This is a genomic window from Variovorax boronicumulans, from assembly GCF_030812215.1.
Classification (GTDB): domain Bacteria; phylum Pseudomonadota; class Gammaproteobacteria; order Burkholderiales; family Burkholderiaceae_C; genus Variovorax; species Variovorax boronicumulans_C.
This window is the reverse complement of record NZ_JAUSSG010000001.1, coordinates 781788-794909: the sequence shown is the minus strand read 5'-3', so window position 1 is coordinate 794909 and position 13122 is coordinate 781788. Positions and strand designations below refer to the sequence as shown.

The window sequence follows — 13122 nt, the reverse complement described above, 5'->3', positions numbered from 1 at the left end:
GCCCGTCGAGGCGGGCTCGGTGCGTGCGGCTTCTATCATCGGCCGCATGCAAGCCTTGTATGTCTATGTGATCGTCGGCGCCGTGCTGGCGGGGTTCGTGCAGGGCCTGTCGGGCTTTGCATTCGGGCTGGTCGCGATGTCGGTCTGGGCCTGGACGCTGGAGCCGCAACTGGCCGCGGTGCTCGCGCTGTTCGGTGCGCTGACGGGGCAGGTGATCGCTGCCGTCACCGTGCGGCGCGCTTTCGACAAGTCCTTGCTCTGGCCGTTCGTGCTCGGAGGCCTGGTCGGCGTGCCTTTCGGTGTCTGGCTGCTGCCGCATCTGGATCTCGTGGTCTTCAAGGTGTGCCTGGGCACGCTGCTGGTGCTGTGGTGCCCGGCGATGCTGATGTCGCAGCATCTGCCGAAGATCACGTTCGGCGGCCGCGCAGCGGACGGGATTGTTGGCGCCATCGGCGGCGCGATGGCGGGCATCGGGGGCTTCTCCGGCACGATCCCCACGCTCTGGTGCACGTTGCGAGGCTTTCAACGCGATACGCAGCGTGCGGTGATCCAGAACTTCAATCTCTCGATGCTGATGGTGGCGTTCGCGATTCATCTCGCAAGCGGCAGCATCGCGGCGTCGATGGTGCCGCTGCTGGGGCTCGTGGCGCTGGCGGTCGCCGTGCCGGTGCTGCTGGGCGCGCGGCTTTATATCGGCATCAGCGAGACGGCGTTTCGCAAGCTCGTGCTGAGCCTGCTCACCGCATCGGGTGTCGCGATGCTGGCATCGGCGGTGCCGGCGCTGCTGCGGCGCTGAGCTATCGCGGCAACGCCAGCGCGAACGGCAGGCTCGCAACGCCCAGCACCGTCGACAGCGTCACCAGCCCCGCCACATACGGCCCGTTGTAGCCCATGCGCGCCGCGAGCACATAGGCGCTCGACGCCGTCGGCACGGCAGAAAAAGCCATCAGCACCGAGGCCTGTATTCCGTCCAGCCCCAGCGTCCGAGCCAACCCCCACGCCACCAGCGGAAGAATCAGGTGCCGTATCGCCAGCACCGACACCGCCAGCACCTTGCCCCGCCCCAGCGTCGCGAACTGCATTCCCGCACCCGCGGCCAAGAGGCCCAGCGCGAGCGAGGCGGCGCCGATGCGGGTGAGCGTCGGCGTGAGCCAGTTCGGCACCGTGAGGCCCAGCACGTTCGCCAACAGCCCGGCCACCGTCGCCACGATCAGCGGGTTGCGCACCAGTTGCCGCACGAAGCCGGTTTGCGCATGCCGCGTCATCGGCCACACGGCCGCGATGTTGAACATCGGCACGCATACGCCGATCAGCACCGCGATGAGCAAGAGGCCTTCGGGACCGGCGAGCCGGTCGGCCAGTGCGAGGCAGATGAAGGAGTTGAAGCGGAACGCGACCTGCGCGCTCGCAGCGTGGTCGCGGCGGTCGATGTGCGGGCCGATCCCGGGGACGAAGGGCAGCGCATACGCCAGCGCAATGCCGCAGAGGCCGACGCCGACACCGGCGGTCAGCAGGCTCGAGGTGGCGCCGAAGTCGAGCGGGCTGCGCACGATCGAATGGAACAGCAGCACCGGAAAGAGGAAGTAATAAACCAGGCTCTCGACCTGGTCCCACACGCGGCGGTCGAGCGCGGTGTAGCGGCACAGGAGCCAGCCGATGGCGATGAGGGAGAAGTCGGGGAAAAGCAGCTGTGCGTAGTTCACCGTTTCGAGCATAAACCGCACGGACCATGGGTAATCCAGAGCACGAGGGGCCCCCGGTAACCGCTAGCATCCGGGCTTCGCTTTTTTCGACATCCGTCAGTCAAAGCAAGTCAAATCAAGGAGTTATTCGATGCAACGTCGTCAATGGAGCGCCCTGATGGGGGCAGTCGCCCTGGCCGCAGTCGCGGGCCAGAGCTTTGCACAGGGCTATCCCGCCAAGCCGGTCGAACTGAGCGTGCCGTTCGCGCCGGGCGGCACGACGGACATCGTGGCCCGCGTGATCTCCGATCCGCTGGGCAAGATCCTGGGCCAGCCGGTGGTGGTGATCAACCGCGCCGGTGGCGGCGGCATCGTCGGCGCGGCCGAAACCGCACGCGCCACGCCCGATGGCTACAAGCTCGGCGTGGCCACCGTATCGAGCACGGCCGCCAACCCGGCCATCAACCCGAAGACGCCGTACGACCCGATCAACGACTTCACGCCGATCACCAACATCGCGGCCACGCCGAACATCATTGCGGTGAACCCGAGCTTCCCGGCCAAGAACTACGCCGAGTTCGTCGCCGAACTGAAGAAGAACCCCGGCAAGTATTCGTACGCCTCGTCGGGCACGGGCGGCATCGGCCACCTGCTGATGGAGCTCTACAAGAGCCTGACCAACACCTTCGTCACGCACATTCCCTACCGCGGCGCGGGCCCCGCGTTGAACGACGTGGTGGCCGGCCAGGTGCCGATCATGTTCGACAACATCCCCTCGGCCATGCCCTTCATCACCAGCGGCCGGTTGATCCCGATCGTGGTGTCGGCGCCCCAGCGCCTGGCTGCGCTGCCCAACGTGCCGACCTTCAAGGAAGTGGGCCTGGAGCCGGTGAACCGCATGGCCTACTACGGCATCCTCGGCCCGAAGGGCCTGCCGAAGGATGTGGTGGACAAGGTCGCCGCCGGCGTGAAGAAGGCGGTGGAAGATCCGGCCGTGAAGAAGCGCATCGAGGACACCGGCTCGCTGATCGTGGCCAACACGCCCGAGCAGTTCGCAGCGCAGATCAAGGCCGAGTACGAGGTCTACAAGCAGGTCGTGAAGAAGCAGAACCTGAAGCTCGACTGATCCGCCTCTGCCCCACGAAAGCCGCCCGCAGCCCGGGCGGCTTTTTCTTTTTGTTATCTTGCTCCGCATGACCGAGGCCGCTGCCGCACCCACCCCTGAAATCGACGAGTTCATCGACGCCCTCTGGCTCGAGGACGGCCTCTCGAAGAACACGCTGGCCGCGTACCGCCGCGACCTTGCGCTGTTCTCGCAGTGGCTTGCCAAGCAGCGCGGCGGTGTCGCCCTCGACACTGCGGAGGAGTCCGACGTGCAGGCCTACATGGGCGTGCGTCTCTCGAACAAGGGCAAGGCGACCTCTGCCAACCGGCGGCTCACGGTCTTCAAGCGCTATTACCGATGGGCGCTGCGCGAGCGCCGCATCACGGCGGACCCGACGATACGGCTCGCGCCCGCACGTCAGATGCCGCGCGCGATCAAGACCCTGTCGGAAAAGCAGGTCGACGACCTGCTGGCCGCGCCGGATGTCGAGACACCGCTCGGCCTGCGCGATCGCGCGATGCTCGAAGTGATGTATGCCAGCGGCCTGCGCGTGAGCGAGCTGGTGGCGCTCAAGGTCATCGACATGAGCCTCAACGACGGCGTGCTGCGCGTGCTGGGCAAGGGCAGCAAGGAGCGCCTCGTTCCCTTCGGCGGCGAGGCGCGGCGCTGGATCGAGCGCTATCTCGAGGAGTCGCGCCCCGTCATCCTCGATGGCCAGCAGACGCCCGACCTCTTCGTGACCGCGCGGGGTGCGGGCATGACGCGCGTGATGTTCTGGATCATCGTCAAGAAGCAGGCGGCGGCCGCCGGCATCCATGTGCCGCTGTCGCCGCACACGCTGCGGCATGCCTTCGCCACGCACCTCCTGAACCACGGCGTGGACCTGCGCGCGGTGCAACTGCTGCTCGGCCATGCCGACATCTCGACCACCACCATCTACACGCACGTGGCGCGCGAGCGCCTGAAGCAACTGCACGCGGCGCATCATCCGCGCGGTTGAGCCTGCGGCCGTTCAGGCCTTGCGCCTGCGCGCCTCGATGGCCGGCACCAGCGTGTCGAAGAAGGCGCTGACCATGCGCATCTCGCGGCGCTCCGCGAGGCACAGCACATGCGCATACGTGAAGATCTCGGTGTCGCTGAAGCCCACCATGCGCAGGTCCGGGCTCGGCACGAACTCCACGCTCGACACCGCCGCGATGCCCAGGCCCTGCGCCACGGCTTCGCGGATCACCTCGCGGCTGCTGATCTCCATCACCACGTCGACCTCGACCTTCGCCTTGGCGAGCGCGAGTTCGAGCGCCTTGCGCGTGGTCGATCCTTCTTCCCGCATGATGAGCCGTTCGCCCTGCAGCTCCGCGAGCCGGATGTTGCGCCGCCGCGCGAAGCGGTGCGTGGCAGGCACGAACATCACGACCGGGTGCTGGCTGAACGGCACCGACAGGAACCGGTCGTCGCGCACCATCTGCGCGAGCACGCCGACATCGGCGCTGTAGTCGACGAGGCTGTCCAGCACATCCTGCGAATTGCCGGTGCTCACCGTCACCTTCACGCCGGGATAGCGCAGGCTGAAGTCGACCAGCATCTTGGTCACGTGGTACGGCCCCACGGCCGCCACGCGCAGGTGGCCGGTGCGCAGCGTGCCCGCATCGCCGAGCAGTGCGACCGCATCGCCTTCGAGGCTGAAGATCTGCTGCGCGAGCTGCATCAGCTGCTCGCCGATTTCGGTGAGCTGCACGCGCCGGCCGCGCCGGTGAAAGAGCTCGACCTGGTAGGCCTCCTCGAGAAACCGCACCTGCGTGGTGATGGTGGGCTGGCTCACGTGCAGGTGTTCGGCCGCCTTGGTGAAGCTGCCCTCGCGGGCCACGGCATAGAAGGAACGCAGCTGTGTGAGGCGCATGGGGAAGACCCTTTGAATCTATAGATTCAGTATATAGATCATCGAAAAAAATTGAATTTGTTCGATACGAGCCTCGGTGATTTACTCCGCTTCAAGACGGACCAGGCAGCGACAGACATACGCCGGACGTCCCGAAATCCTCTCGATGTCATGACCACGACACGAAGCACTGGAAGACTCGGAACGGGCGCTTTTGCCCTTCGAAACCACCAGGAGGAATTCATGCAACACAGACCACTGGAGACAACCATGATGAAGCGCAGAAAGTTGCTGTTCGGCACTGCCGCCGTCACAGCGTCCGCCTTCGTGCCGATGGCACGGGCACAGCAGGTTCTCACTGTCGGGCTGATTCCTTCCGAGGATTCGCGCGCCATGATCGCCAACAGCCAGGCCATGATGGACATGCTGTCCAAGGCCCTCGGATTCGCGGTCAAGCCCTTCGTGGCGGCCGACTACAACGGCGTGATCGAGGCGCTGCGTTCCAAGCGCCTCGACGTGGCGTACCTCGGCCCGTTCTCATATGTGCTGGGCGCGACCGTCGCCGACATCGAGGCCTTCGCGGTCGCCGAAACCAAGAAGGCCGGACGCACCTTCTATTACAGCCAGATCGTCACGCACAAGGACACCGGCATCAAGACGGTGAACGACCTGAAGGGCAAGACCTTCGCGTTCGTCGACCCGAGCTCGACCTCGGGCCACCTGTTCCCGAAGGCAGGGTTGATGAAGCTGGGCTTCAACACCGACAAGGACTTTGGTCGCGTGATCTTCTCGGGCTCGCACGATTCGAGCGCGATCGCGGTGCAGAACAAGAAAGTGGACGCAGCGGCCATCGCCGATCGCATCCTCGATGCAGCTGTTTCCAAGGGGCTCGTGAAGCGCGAAGACTTGGTCGAGGTCTGGAAGTCGGACCCGATTCCCGAGTCGCCCACCGTCTGGCGAAAGGATCTGCCCGCCGACCTCAAGACGCGTGTGCAGGCCGCTTTCCTGCAGGTGAAGAACATCCCCTGGTCCGACCAGGGCGAGCTCAACGGTTTCCACCCGACCAACGACGCGGCCTACAACATCATCCGCGACACGGCCAAGGTGCTGAACCTCGACCTGAGGAAGATGAAATGATCGAGATCCGCGGCCTGTGCAAGCGCTACGGCGACTTCACCGCGCTCCATCGCGTCGACCTCACGGTGGGCAAGGGCGAGTTCGTCGTTATCCTCGGTGCGTCGGGTGCGGGCAAGTCCACCTTGCTTCGCTGCATCAATCACCTGGCCGAGCCGAGCGAAGGCGAGATCCACGTCGATGGCGAGCGTTCGCGCGGCGACCGCGCCGGCCTTCGCAAGGTGCGCCGCGACGTGGCGATGATCTTCCAGCACTACAACGTGGTGCCGCGCCTGTCGGTGCTGAAGAACGTGTTGACGGGGCGGCTCGGCTCCATGCCTGCCATCGCCTCGTGGTTCCAGATCTTCCCCGCGAAGGACATCGCCATCGCCCGCGAATGCCTGCGCCGCGTGGAGCTCGACCACAAGTCGGATTTGCGCACCGACACGCTCTCGGGGGGCCAGAAGCAGCGCGTGGGCATCGCCCGTGCGCTGGCGCAGCAGCCCAAGGTGATCCTGGCCGACGAGCCCGTTGCGAGCCTCGACCCGAAGACCTCGCGCAAGGTGCTCAACTACCTGAAGCAGGCCAGCAGCGAAGCGGGCATCACCGTCATCTGCAACCTGCACCAGGTGGACTACGCGCGCGAATTCGCGCAGCGCGTGATCGGCGTCGCCGCCGGCCGCGTGGTGTTCGAAGGCCGGCCCGACGAGTTGACCGAGGAGGTGCTGCAGCGCATCTACCCGGGCGGCCTGGAAGACGGCCCGATCGAGCCGACCGCACCCGCCGCATCGCCCGCAGCCGCTCCCGTGGCCGCGGTGCGCCCCGCCCAGCAACTCGCCCTGGAGCAATCATGATCGCTATCGGACGCTACAACCTGCTGGTCGCCAAGAGCGGCGGCAATCCGGGCTGGTGGAAGTACGCCCTCGTCGGGCTGGCTGCGCTGGGCGTGATGTGGTGGGCCGCCATCGGCAGCCAGGTGAGCTTCAGCGAACTGGCGAAGGGCATGCCGTGGATCGCCGACTTCCTCGGCCGCATGCTGCCGCCGAACTGGGAGTTCATGCAGCGGCTGGTGAAGCCGGCCATCGAGACGGTGCAGATCGCGCTGTGGGGCACGCTGCTGTCGGTGATTCTTGCGGTGCCGCTGTGCTTCTTCGCGGCGCGCAACATCTCGCCGAACATTGCGGTGTTCCATGCGATGCGGCAGGTGCTGAACATCACGCGCGGCATCAACGAGATCATCCTCGCGCTGATCTTCGTGGCGGCCGTGGGGCTCGGTCCGTTCCCCGGCGTGCTGGCCCTGGCGCTGCATGGCGCGGGCATGCTCGGCAAGTTCTTCGCGGAGTCGATCGAGGAGATCGACCAAGGTCCGCTCGAGGCACTGCGCGCCACCGGCGCGGGACCCATACAGACCATCATCTTCGGCGTGATCCCGCAGGTCGTGACCGCGTGGATCGGCGTCATCGTCTACCGCTTCGAGACCAACCTGCGCCAGGCCACCGTGCTGGGCATGGTGGGGGCGGGCGGCATCGGCTTCGAGCTGGTGGGAAGCATGAAGCTCTTCCAGTACCAGGACACCGCGACCTGCATCCTGGTGATCGTCGCCATGGTGATGACGGCCGACTACCTCTCGACCAAGTTGCGCGCGTGGATTCAGCAAGGAGCGCATCAATGACGGGCGGCAGGCTGCCGGCCGGCCGCATCGGCGACCTCGCACTGAACCACGCGATCCCTGCGATTCCTGCGATCAACGCGGCACCCGCCGCCACCTGACGAGAAACCCATGAGCGCCAATTACCACAACCCCGTACAGAGCGTGTACGGGGCAGGGGCCCTGTCGTCCCTGCCGAAACTGCTCGACGGCCGCCGCGCCGCACTGGTGACCTTTCCGGAGGCCCGTGCCATCGGCCTGCTGGGCCGGCTGGAGTCGGTGCTGCAGGGCGCACTGGCCTGCACCATCGACCAGACGCGGCCCAACCCCGACGTCGCGGAACTGGCGAGCCTTTACGAGTGGTTCTGGCGCGAGCACGCGGATGTGGAGGTGCTCATCGCGGTCGGCGGCGGCAGCGCCATCGACACTGCGAAGGCGCTCATGGTCGCGAACGATGCGACGAGCTTTTCCGATCTCGTGGCGGGCCTTGCCGGTGAGCGGCCGTTCGTGCCCACGCGCAGCAAGATGCTGATCGCAGTGCCCACCACCGCCGGCACCGGCAGCGAGGTCACACCTTGGGCCACGGTGTGGGACCGCGAGCGGCAGAAGAAGTATTCGCTGCACCTGCCCGAGACCTGGCCGCGCTATGCGGTGGTCGATCCGGAGCTGATGCTGTCGTTGCCCGCGGCCGTCACGCTGCAGAGCGGGCTCGATGCGTTGTCGCATGCGCTCGAAGCCATCTGGAACGTCAATGCGAACCCGCTGTCCGACACCTTCGCGGTCTCGGCGGTGCGCGACACGCTGGAGGTGCTGCCGCAACTGATGGGCCAGCTCGACAACGTCGAACTGCGGGGCCGCATGGCGCTCGCGGCGTTGAAGGCCGGCATGGCGTTCTCCAACACCAAGACGGCGCTTGCGCACTCCATCTCCTACGAGATGACGCTGCGCTACGGCCTGCCGCACGGCATCGCCTGTTCGTTCCTGCTGCCGATGGTGCTGGAGCGCGCCATCGGCCGGCGCGCCGACCGCGATGCGGTGCTGCGCGAAGCCCTCGGCATGCCGCTCGCAGAGGCGCCGCGGCAGCTCGCGGCTTTCATCGAATCGCTGGGCGTGAAGACCCGCTTCGCCGACTACGGTGTGGGCGACGACGAAGCCCGCGAGATGCTGCTGCACGCGCAGGGCGGCGCACGCGGCAAGAACTTCATCGGTAACGATCTCGCGTCGAACCCGACCTGACGATGCTTGCCGGACCTCGTCCATGCCTTGGGGCTGAACGAACCGGCGGATGTTTCAAAATGGGCGCTCGCATTCGCCCAAAGAGAGACATCCATGAACATTCAAAAAATCTGCGCCGGCCTCGCGCTGGCCGCCACCGCGGGACTGGCCGCGGCACAGGGTTTTCCAAGCGCCAAGCCCATCCGCCTGATCGTCGGCTACCCGCCCGGCGGCGGCATCGACTTCGCGGCGCGCACGGTGCAGGTGCCGCTGCAGGAGGCGCTCAAGCAGCAGCTGGTGGTCGACTACAAGCCCGGCGCGAGCGGCATGATCGCGGCCACCGAACTCACGCGCCAACCTGCCGACGGCTACACGCTGCTGCTGGCCAACACCGGCCCGTTCGCGATCGCGCCGTACCTGCAGAGCAAGCCGCCGTACGACCCCATCAAGCAGTTCACCTACATCGGGCAGATCAGCCAGGGCAGCTACATCGCGGTAACGCGGCCCGACCATCCGGCGAAGAACCTCAAGGAGTTCGTCGCGTGGGCCAAGGGGCAGCCGGGCAAGGTCAACTTCGCCTCGGGCGGCAACGGCACCTCGACGCACCTGAACGGCGAGCTGATGAACCAGGTGACGGGGCTGGACATGACCCATGTGCCCTACAAGGGCAGCGCGCCCGCGGTGCAAGACCTGCTGGGCGGGCAGACGCAGATCCTCATCGACGCGGGCAGCGTGCTGCTGCCGCAGGTGAAGGGCGGCAAGCTCAAGGCGTTGGCGGTGACCGGACCGGTGCGCGATCCGCAATTGCCCGACGTGCCGACGGTGAAGGAACTGGGCCTGGCCGGCATGGAGTCGGTGGGCTTCCAGGGGCTGGTGGGGCCGGCCAACATGCCCAAGGACGTGGTCGACCGGCTCTCGAACGAGCTGGCCCGCGCGCTCGCGCAGCCCGGGATCAAGGCCAAGTTCGCGACCGCGGGCGCCGAGGTGCATTCGCTCGGGCCGGCCGAGTTCGCTGCTTTCGTCAAGGCCGACAATGAAAAGTGGTCCAGGCTCATCCGTGAGCGCAAGCTGCAACTCGACTGATTCCTTCCTCATGACAGACATGCATATCAAGTTCAAGCCGTCGCGGCTTCTTCTTCTCGCTGCGGCCGCACTTTGCGCTGCCGGCGTGCAGGCACAGGCGGTTCCCAAGACCGTCCGCCTCATCGTGGCGTACCCCGCCGGCGGCGTGAGCGACGTTGTCGCACGCGCCCTCGGCGACAGGCTGGCCGCGCAACTGGGCACCACGGTGATCGTCGACAACCGCGCCGGCGCGAGCGGCGCCATCGGCATGGACGCGGTGGCCAAGGCCGCACCCGACGGCGCGACGCTGGGCTTCTCGGCCATCAGCCCGCTGGTGCTGAGCCCGCACCTGGGCAAGCTGCCTTTCGATCCGCAGAAGGACATCGCGCCGGTCGCGAGCGTGATGTATTCGCCGGTGCTGCTGATCGCCACGCCGGCCAGCAAGGCGAAGGATTTCCGCGGGCTGATCGCCGACGCCAAGGCGCAGCCCGGGTCGGTGCGCTGGGCCACGTCGGGGCCGGCGTCGCTCGGGCACATCGTGCTGGAGCAGGTGAGGGCGGCAACGGGTGTGGACATCACGCACGTGCCTTACAAGGGCGGCGGCCAGCAGCTCAACGATGCACTGGGTGGGCAGTTCGAAATCCTGTCGACCAACGCGAGCCCGACGCTCACTTCGCACATCCAGTCGGGCAAGCTGCGGCCGCTGGCCGTGGGCGCGCCCGCGCGGCTCGACAGCCTGCCGCAGGTGCCCACGCTGGGCGAACTCGGCTACAGCGCGGCGAACATCAACTCGCTGTTCGGCGTGTTCGCGCCGGCCGCCACGCCGCCCGCGCTGCTTGCGAAATACAACGCCGAGATCAACAAGGCCCTGGCCAGCCCTGAGCTGCGCGCCAAGCTCACGGCCACGGACAACGTGCCGACCGGCGGCACGGCCGCGGCCTTCGCCAAGGAGATCGCTTCGGAGTTCGAGAGCAACGGGCGCATCGTGAAGGCCGCGAACATCAAGGCCGATTGATGATTGACCCTGCGGCTTGTGGTTCGAATTTCCCTACCTTATAGTAGGTAGATGCCCAGCACCATCGCCACACCTGCCGCCCTTGCCACCGGCAGCACCCGGGACCAGATCCTCGGCGTGGCGCGCGGCCTCATCGAGACCCGCTCGTACCTGGGCTTCAGCTTCCAGGACGTGGCCGACGCGGTCGGCATCCGCAAGGCGAGCCTGTATCACCACTTTCCGACCAAGGAAGCGCTGGGCATCGCGGTGATCCGGCAGGCCACGCAGTACTTCAAGGACTGGGATGCGGCCCGGGAGCGGGAGCCCCAGGACGCGCTCGACTCGTACTTCCGCATGTACCGCAACACGCTCAAGGCCGGCTCGGGCATGTGCCCCGCCGGATCGTTGGCGCCGGGGTGGGATTGCATCAACGAAGAGTTACGCCAGGCGGTGCAGGAACTGCGCCAAACGCAGGTGCTGTGGCTCACCGGCGTGCTGGGCGCGCTGGCACCGGCAGGGGCGCGGAAGAAGGGTGCTGCGTCGGTCGCTTCGCAGGCCAGCTATGTGTTCTCGGTGTGCCAGGGCGCGCTGCTCGCATCGCGCATGACGGGACGTGTCGAAGACTTCGATGAAGCCATCGCGCAACTCAGGAGTTCATTGCCCGGCTGATGGTCGGGCGGCATCGCAAGGCACGCATCGACGTGCCTATTTTTTGACCTGTCAGCCTACCGATTGGATGGTAGATTTTTTTCAAGGAGCATCTCATGAAAGCCGTCATTTCCGCCTATGCCCGCTCGCCGTTCCATTTCGCGAAGAAAGGCGCGCTTGCCGAGGTGCGCCCCGACACGCTGGCTGCTGGCGTGGTGAAGGGGCTGCTGCAGCGTACCGATCTCGACCCCGCGCTGCTCGAAGACATCATCCTGGGCTGCGCCTACCCCGAAGCCTCGCAGGGCAACAACGTGGCGCGCATCGTCGGCCTTTTGGCCGGGCTGCCGCACGAGGTGGGTGGCATGACGGTGAATCGCTTCTGCGGCTCGTCGATGCAGGCCGTGCACATCGCCGCGGCGCAGATCGAGGCGGGCATGGGCGAGGCCTTTTTGTGCGTCGGCGTGGAGTCGATGACGATGGTGCCGCAGGGCGGCTTCAACTTCTCGCCCAGCCCCGAGCTGCTGGCCAACACCGACGCCTACATCTCGATGGGCGAGACCGCCGAGAACGTCGCGCAGCGCTGGAACGTGAGCCGCGCCGACCAGGAAGCGTTTGCCGTCGAGTCGCACCGCAAGGCCGCCGCAGCGCGTGCCGACGGTCGGCTCGCAGGCGAAATCGTGCCGGTGCGCCTGGCCTCGGGCGACGTGGTCGATGCCGACGGCTGCATCCGTCCGACGACCTCGGCCGAAGCGCTGGCGAATCTCAAGCCCGCGTTCCGCCCCGATGGCGTGGTGACGGCCGGCACCTCGTCGCCGCTCACCGACGGCGCGGCCGTCGTGCTCGTCACCAGCGATGCCTTCGCCGCGAAGCACGGCCTGCAGATGCTCGCGCGCATCAAGTCGTTCGCGACCGTGGGCGTGGACCCGGCCATCATGGGTATCGGCCCGATTCCCGCGACACGCAAGGCGCTCGCACGCGCGGGGCTGACTGCGGCGGACCTCGACGTGATCGAGATCAACGAGGCCTTCTCGTCGCAGGCGCTCGCGTGCATCCGTGACCTCGGCCTCGATCCGGCAAAGATCAACCTCGACGGCGGCGGTCTTTCCATCGGCCATCCGCTGGGCGCGACCGGCGCGCGCATCACCGGCAAGGCGGCGTCGCTGCTGGTCCGCGAGAAGGGCCGCTATGCGCTGGCCACGCAGTGCATCGGCGGTGGGCAGGGCATCGCGACCATCCTCGAACGCATCTGAATGAAGGAAAGTTCGAGAATGCGCGAAGGCACACCCAGGAGACCTCATGGCCGCACCTGCTGACACCGGCGCCAGGCGCGCGCTCTACCTCGAAGACCTGTCGGTCGGCGACCGTTTCCAGAGCGGCGAGCACACGCTCGACGTGGCGCAGATCAAGGCCTTCGCGCTGCAGTTCGATCCGCAGCCCTTCCACACCGACGAAGAGGCCGCGAAGCGCACCTTCTTCGGCGGTCTCGCGGCGAGCGGCTGGCACACGGCGGCGATCACGATGAAGCTGCTGGTAGAGAGCGGCGTGCCGCTGGCCGACGGCATCATCGGCTCGGGTGGCGAGCTGCAGTGGCCCAAGCCGACGCGGCCCGGTGACGTGCTGCATGTGGTGAGCGAGGTGGTGGACATCACACCCTCGCGCTCCAAGCCCGGCCGCGCGATGGTGACGATGCGCTGCCAGACGCGCAACCAGCGCGGCGAGGTGCTCCAGTACTTCACGCCGAAGCTGGTGGTGCACAGCAGGCCCGCGGCGGCCTGAGGC

The 13122-nt window shown here is 66.8% G+C and carries 14 protein-coding genes; 12 read left to right on the top strand and 2 right to left on the bottom strand.

All coding sequences use genetic code 11. The annotated features are described in order from the left end of the window. Positions 1 to 46 precede the first annotated feature (46 nt). Positions 47 to 796, top strand: a complete 750-nt coding sequence (locus tag J2W23_RS03690; protein WP_176658423.1) for a sulfite exporter TauE/SafE family protein — start codon at positions 47 to 49, stop codon at positions 794 to 796. A gap of 1 nt (position 797) precedes the next feature. Here J2W23_RS03690 and J2W23_RS03685 read toward each other — a convergent pair whose 3' ends face one another. Continuing rightward, the gene (locus J2W23_RS03685; protein WP_307647715.1) at positions 798 to 1715 is read right to left on the bottom strand and encodes an AEC family transporter; all 918 of its coding nucleotides are present in this window, start codon (positions 1713 to 1715) and stop codon (positions 798 to 800) included. A gap of 118 nt (positions 1716 to 1833) precedes the next feature. Here J2W23_RS03685 and J2W23_RS03680 point away from each other — a divergent pair, with 118 nt between their 5' ends. Together J2W23_RS03680 and xerD are read left to right on the top strand one after the other, a co-directional pair. Continuing rightward, positions 1834 to 2808, top strand: a complete 975-nt coding sequence (locus tag J2W23_RS03680; RefSeq protein ID WP_176658421.1) for a tripartite tricarboxylate transporter substrate binding protein BugE — start codon at positions 1834 to 1836, stop codon at positions 2806 to 2808. Positions 2809 to 2875: 67 nt separating this feature from the next. After that, positions 2876 to 3787: a site-specific tyrosine recombinase XerD gene (gene xerD, locus J2W23_RS03675; RefSeq protein WP_307647714.1), complete on the top strand. Its 912-nt coding sequence runs from the start codon at positions 2876 to 2878 to the stop codon at positions 3785 to 3787. A 12-nt stretch (positions 3788 to 3799) separates the two neighbouring features. Here xerD and J2W23_RS03670 read toward each other — a convergent pair whose 3' ends face one another. Then, the gene (locus J2W23_RS03670; protein WP_176658419.1) at positions 3800 to 4684 is read right to left on the bottom strand and encodes a LysR substrate-binding domain-containing protein; all 885 of its coding nucleotides are present in this window, start codon (positions 4682 to 4684) and stop codon (positions 3800 to 3802) included. A 252-nt stretch (positions 4685 to 4936) separates the two neighbouring features. On the opposite strand from J2W23_RS03670, the gene phnD reads away from it, so the two are divergent. The 9 genes from phnD (at position 4937) to J2W23_RS03625 (ending at position 13119) form a co-directional block, all read left to right on the top strand. Further along, entirely contained in the window at positions 4937 to 5800 is an 864-nt protein-coding gene (gene phnD, locus J2W23_RS03665) for a phosphonate ABC transporter substrate-binding protein (protein ID WP_306878072.1), read from the top strand. After that, positions 5797 to 6630, top strand: coding sequence for a phosphonate ABC transporter ATP-binding protein (gene phnC / locus J2W23_RS03660; protein WP_307647713.1), 834 nt, complete (start codon positions 5797 to 5799; stop codon positions 6628 to 6630). Before phnD ends, phnC begins: the two co-directional genes overlap by 4 nt. After that, positions 6627 to 7448, top strand: coding sequence for a phosphonate ABC transporter, permease protein PhnE (gene phnE, locus J2W23_RS03655; RefSeq protein ID WP_176658416.1), 822 nt, complete (start codon positions 6627 to 6629; stop codon positions 7446 to 7448). The genes phnC and phnE overlap by 4 nt, the downstream gene beginning before the upstream one ends. Before the next feature lie 108 nt (positions 7449 to 7556). Continuing rightward, a complete protein-coding gene (gene psrA / locus J2W23_RS03650; RefSeq protein ID WP_307647712.1) occupies positions 7557 to 8660 on the top strand; it encodes an iron-containing alcohol dehydrogenase PsrA in 1104 nt (367 codons plus the stop codon). 93 nt (positions 8661 to 8753) lie between these two features. After that, positions 8754 to 9722, top strand: a complete 969-nt coding sequence (locus tag J2W23_RS03645; protein WP_176658414.1) for a Bug family tripartite tricarboxylate transporter substrate binding protein — start codon at positions 8754 to 8756, stop codon at positions 9720 to 9722. Positions 9723 to 9732: 10 nt separating this feature from the next. Beyond that, positions 9733 to 10716 carry a Bug family tripartite tricarboxylate transporter substrate binding protein gene (locus J2W23_RS03640; protein WP_307647711.1) on the top strand — a complete coding sequence of 328 codons (984 nt, stop codon included), beginning with the start codon at positions 9733 to 9735 and terminating at the stop codon, positions 10714 to 10716. A gap of 51 nt (positions 10717 to 10767) precedes the next feature. Next, entirely contained in the window at positions 10768 to 11364 is a 597-nt protein-coding gene (locus J2W23_RS03635) for a TetR/AcrR family transcriptional regulator (RefSeq protein ID WP_176658412.1), read from the top strand. Between the two features lie 95 nt (positions 11365 to 11459). Further along, positions 11460 to 12593, top strand: a complete 1134-nt coding sequence (locus J2W23_RS03630) for a thiolase family protein (RefSeq protein ID WP_307647710.1) — start codon at positions 11460 to 11462, stop codon at positions 12591 to 12593. 46 nt (positions 12594 to 12639) lie between these two features. Continuing rightward, the gene (locus tag J2W23_RS03625) at positions 12640 to 13119 is read left to right on the top strand and encodes a MaoC family dehydratase (RefSeq protein ID WP_307647709.1); all 480 of its coding nucleotides are present in this window, start codon (positions 12640 to 12642) and stop codon (positions 13117 to 13119) included. Positions 13120 to 13122: the final 3 nt, after the last annotated feature.

Excerpts from the sequence above, each read along its gene's own strand:
- J2W23_RS03690 (WP_176658423.1), top strand. The coding sequence starts at position 47 with ATGCAAGCCTTGTATGTCTATGTGATCGTCGGCGCCGTGCTGGCGGGG.
- J2W23_RS03685 (WP_307647715.1), bottom strand. The coding sequence starts at position 1,715 with ATGCTCGAAACGGTGAACTACGCACAGCTGCTTTTCCCCGACTTCTCC.
- J2W23_RS03680 (WP_176658421.1), top strand. The coding sequence starts at position 1,834 with ATGCAACGTCGTCAATGGAGCGCCCTGATGGGGGCAGTCGCCCTGGCC.
- xerD (WP_307647714.1), top strand. The coding sequence starts at position 2,876 with ATGACCGAGGCCGCTGCCGCACCCACCCCTGAAATCGACGAGTTCATC.
- J2W23_RS03670 (WP_176658419.1), bottom strand. The coding sequence starts at position 4,684 with ATGCGCCTCACACAGCTGCGTTCCTTCTATGCCGTGGCCCGCGAGGGC.
- phnD (WP_306878072.1), top strand. The coding sequence starts at position 4,937 with ATGAAGCGCAGAAAGTTGCTGTTCGGCACTGCCGCCGTCACAGCGTCC.
- phnC (WP_307647713.1), top strand. The coding sequence starts at position 5,797 with ATGATCGAGATCCGCGGCCTGTGCAAGCGCTACGGCGACTTCACCGCG.
- phnE (WP_176658416.1), top strand. The coding sequence starts at position 6,627 with ATGATCGCTATCGGACGCTACAACCTGCTGGTCGCCAAGAGCGGCGGC.
- psrA (WP_307647712.1), top strand. The coding sequence starts at position 7,557 with ATGAGCGCCAATTACCACAACCCCGTACAGAGCGTGTACGGGGCAGGG.
- J2W23_RS03645 (WP_176658414.1), top strand. The coding sequence starts at position 8,754 with ATGAACATTCAAAAAATCTGCGCCGGCCTCGCGCTGGCCGCCACCGCG.
- J2W23_RS03640 (WP_307647711.1), top strand. The coding sequence starts at position 9,733 with ATGACAGACATGCATATCAAGTTCAAGCCGTCGCGGCTTCTTCTTCTC.
- J2W23_RS03635 (WP_176658412.1), top strand. The coding sequence starts at position 10,768 with ATGCCCAGCACCATCGCCACACCTGCCGCCCTTGCCACCGGCAGCACC.
- J2W23_RS03630 (WP_307647710.1), top strand. The coding sequence starts at position 11,460 with ATGAAAGCCGTCATTTCCGCCTATGCCCGCTCGCCGTTCCATTTCGCG.
- J2W23_RS03625 (WP_307647709.1), top strand. The coding sequence starts at position 12,640 with ATGGCCGCACCTGCTGACACCGGCGCCAGGCGCGCGCTCTACCTCGAA.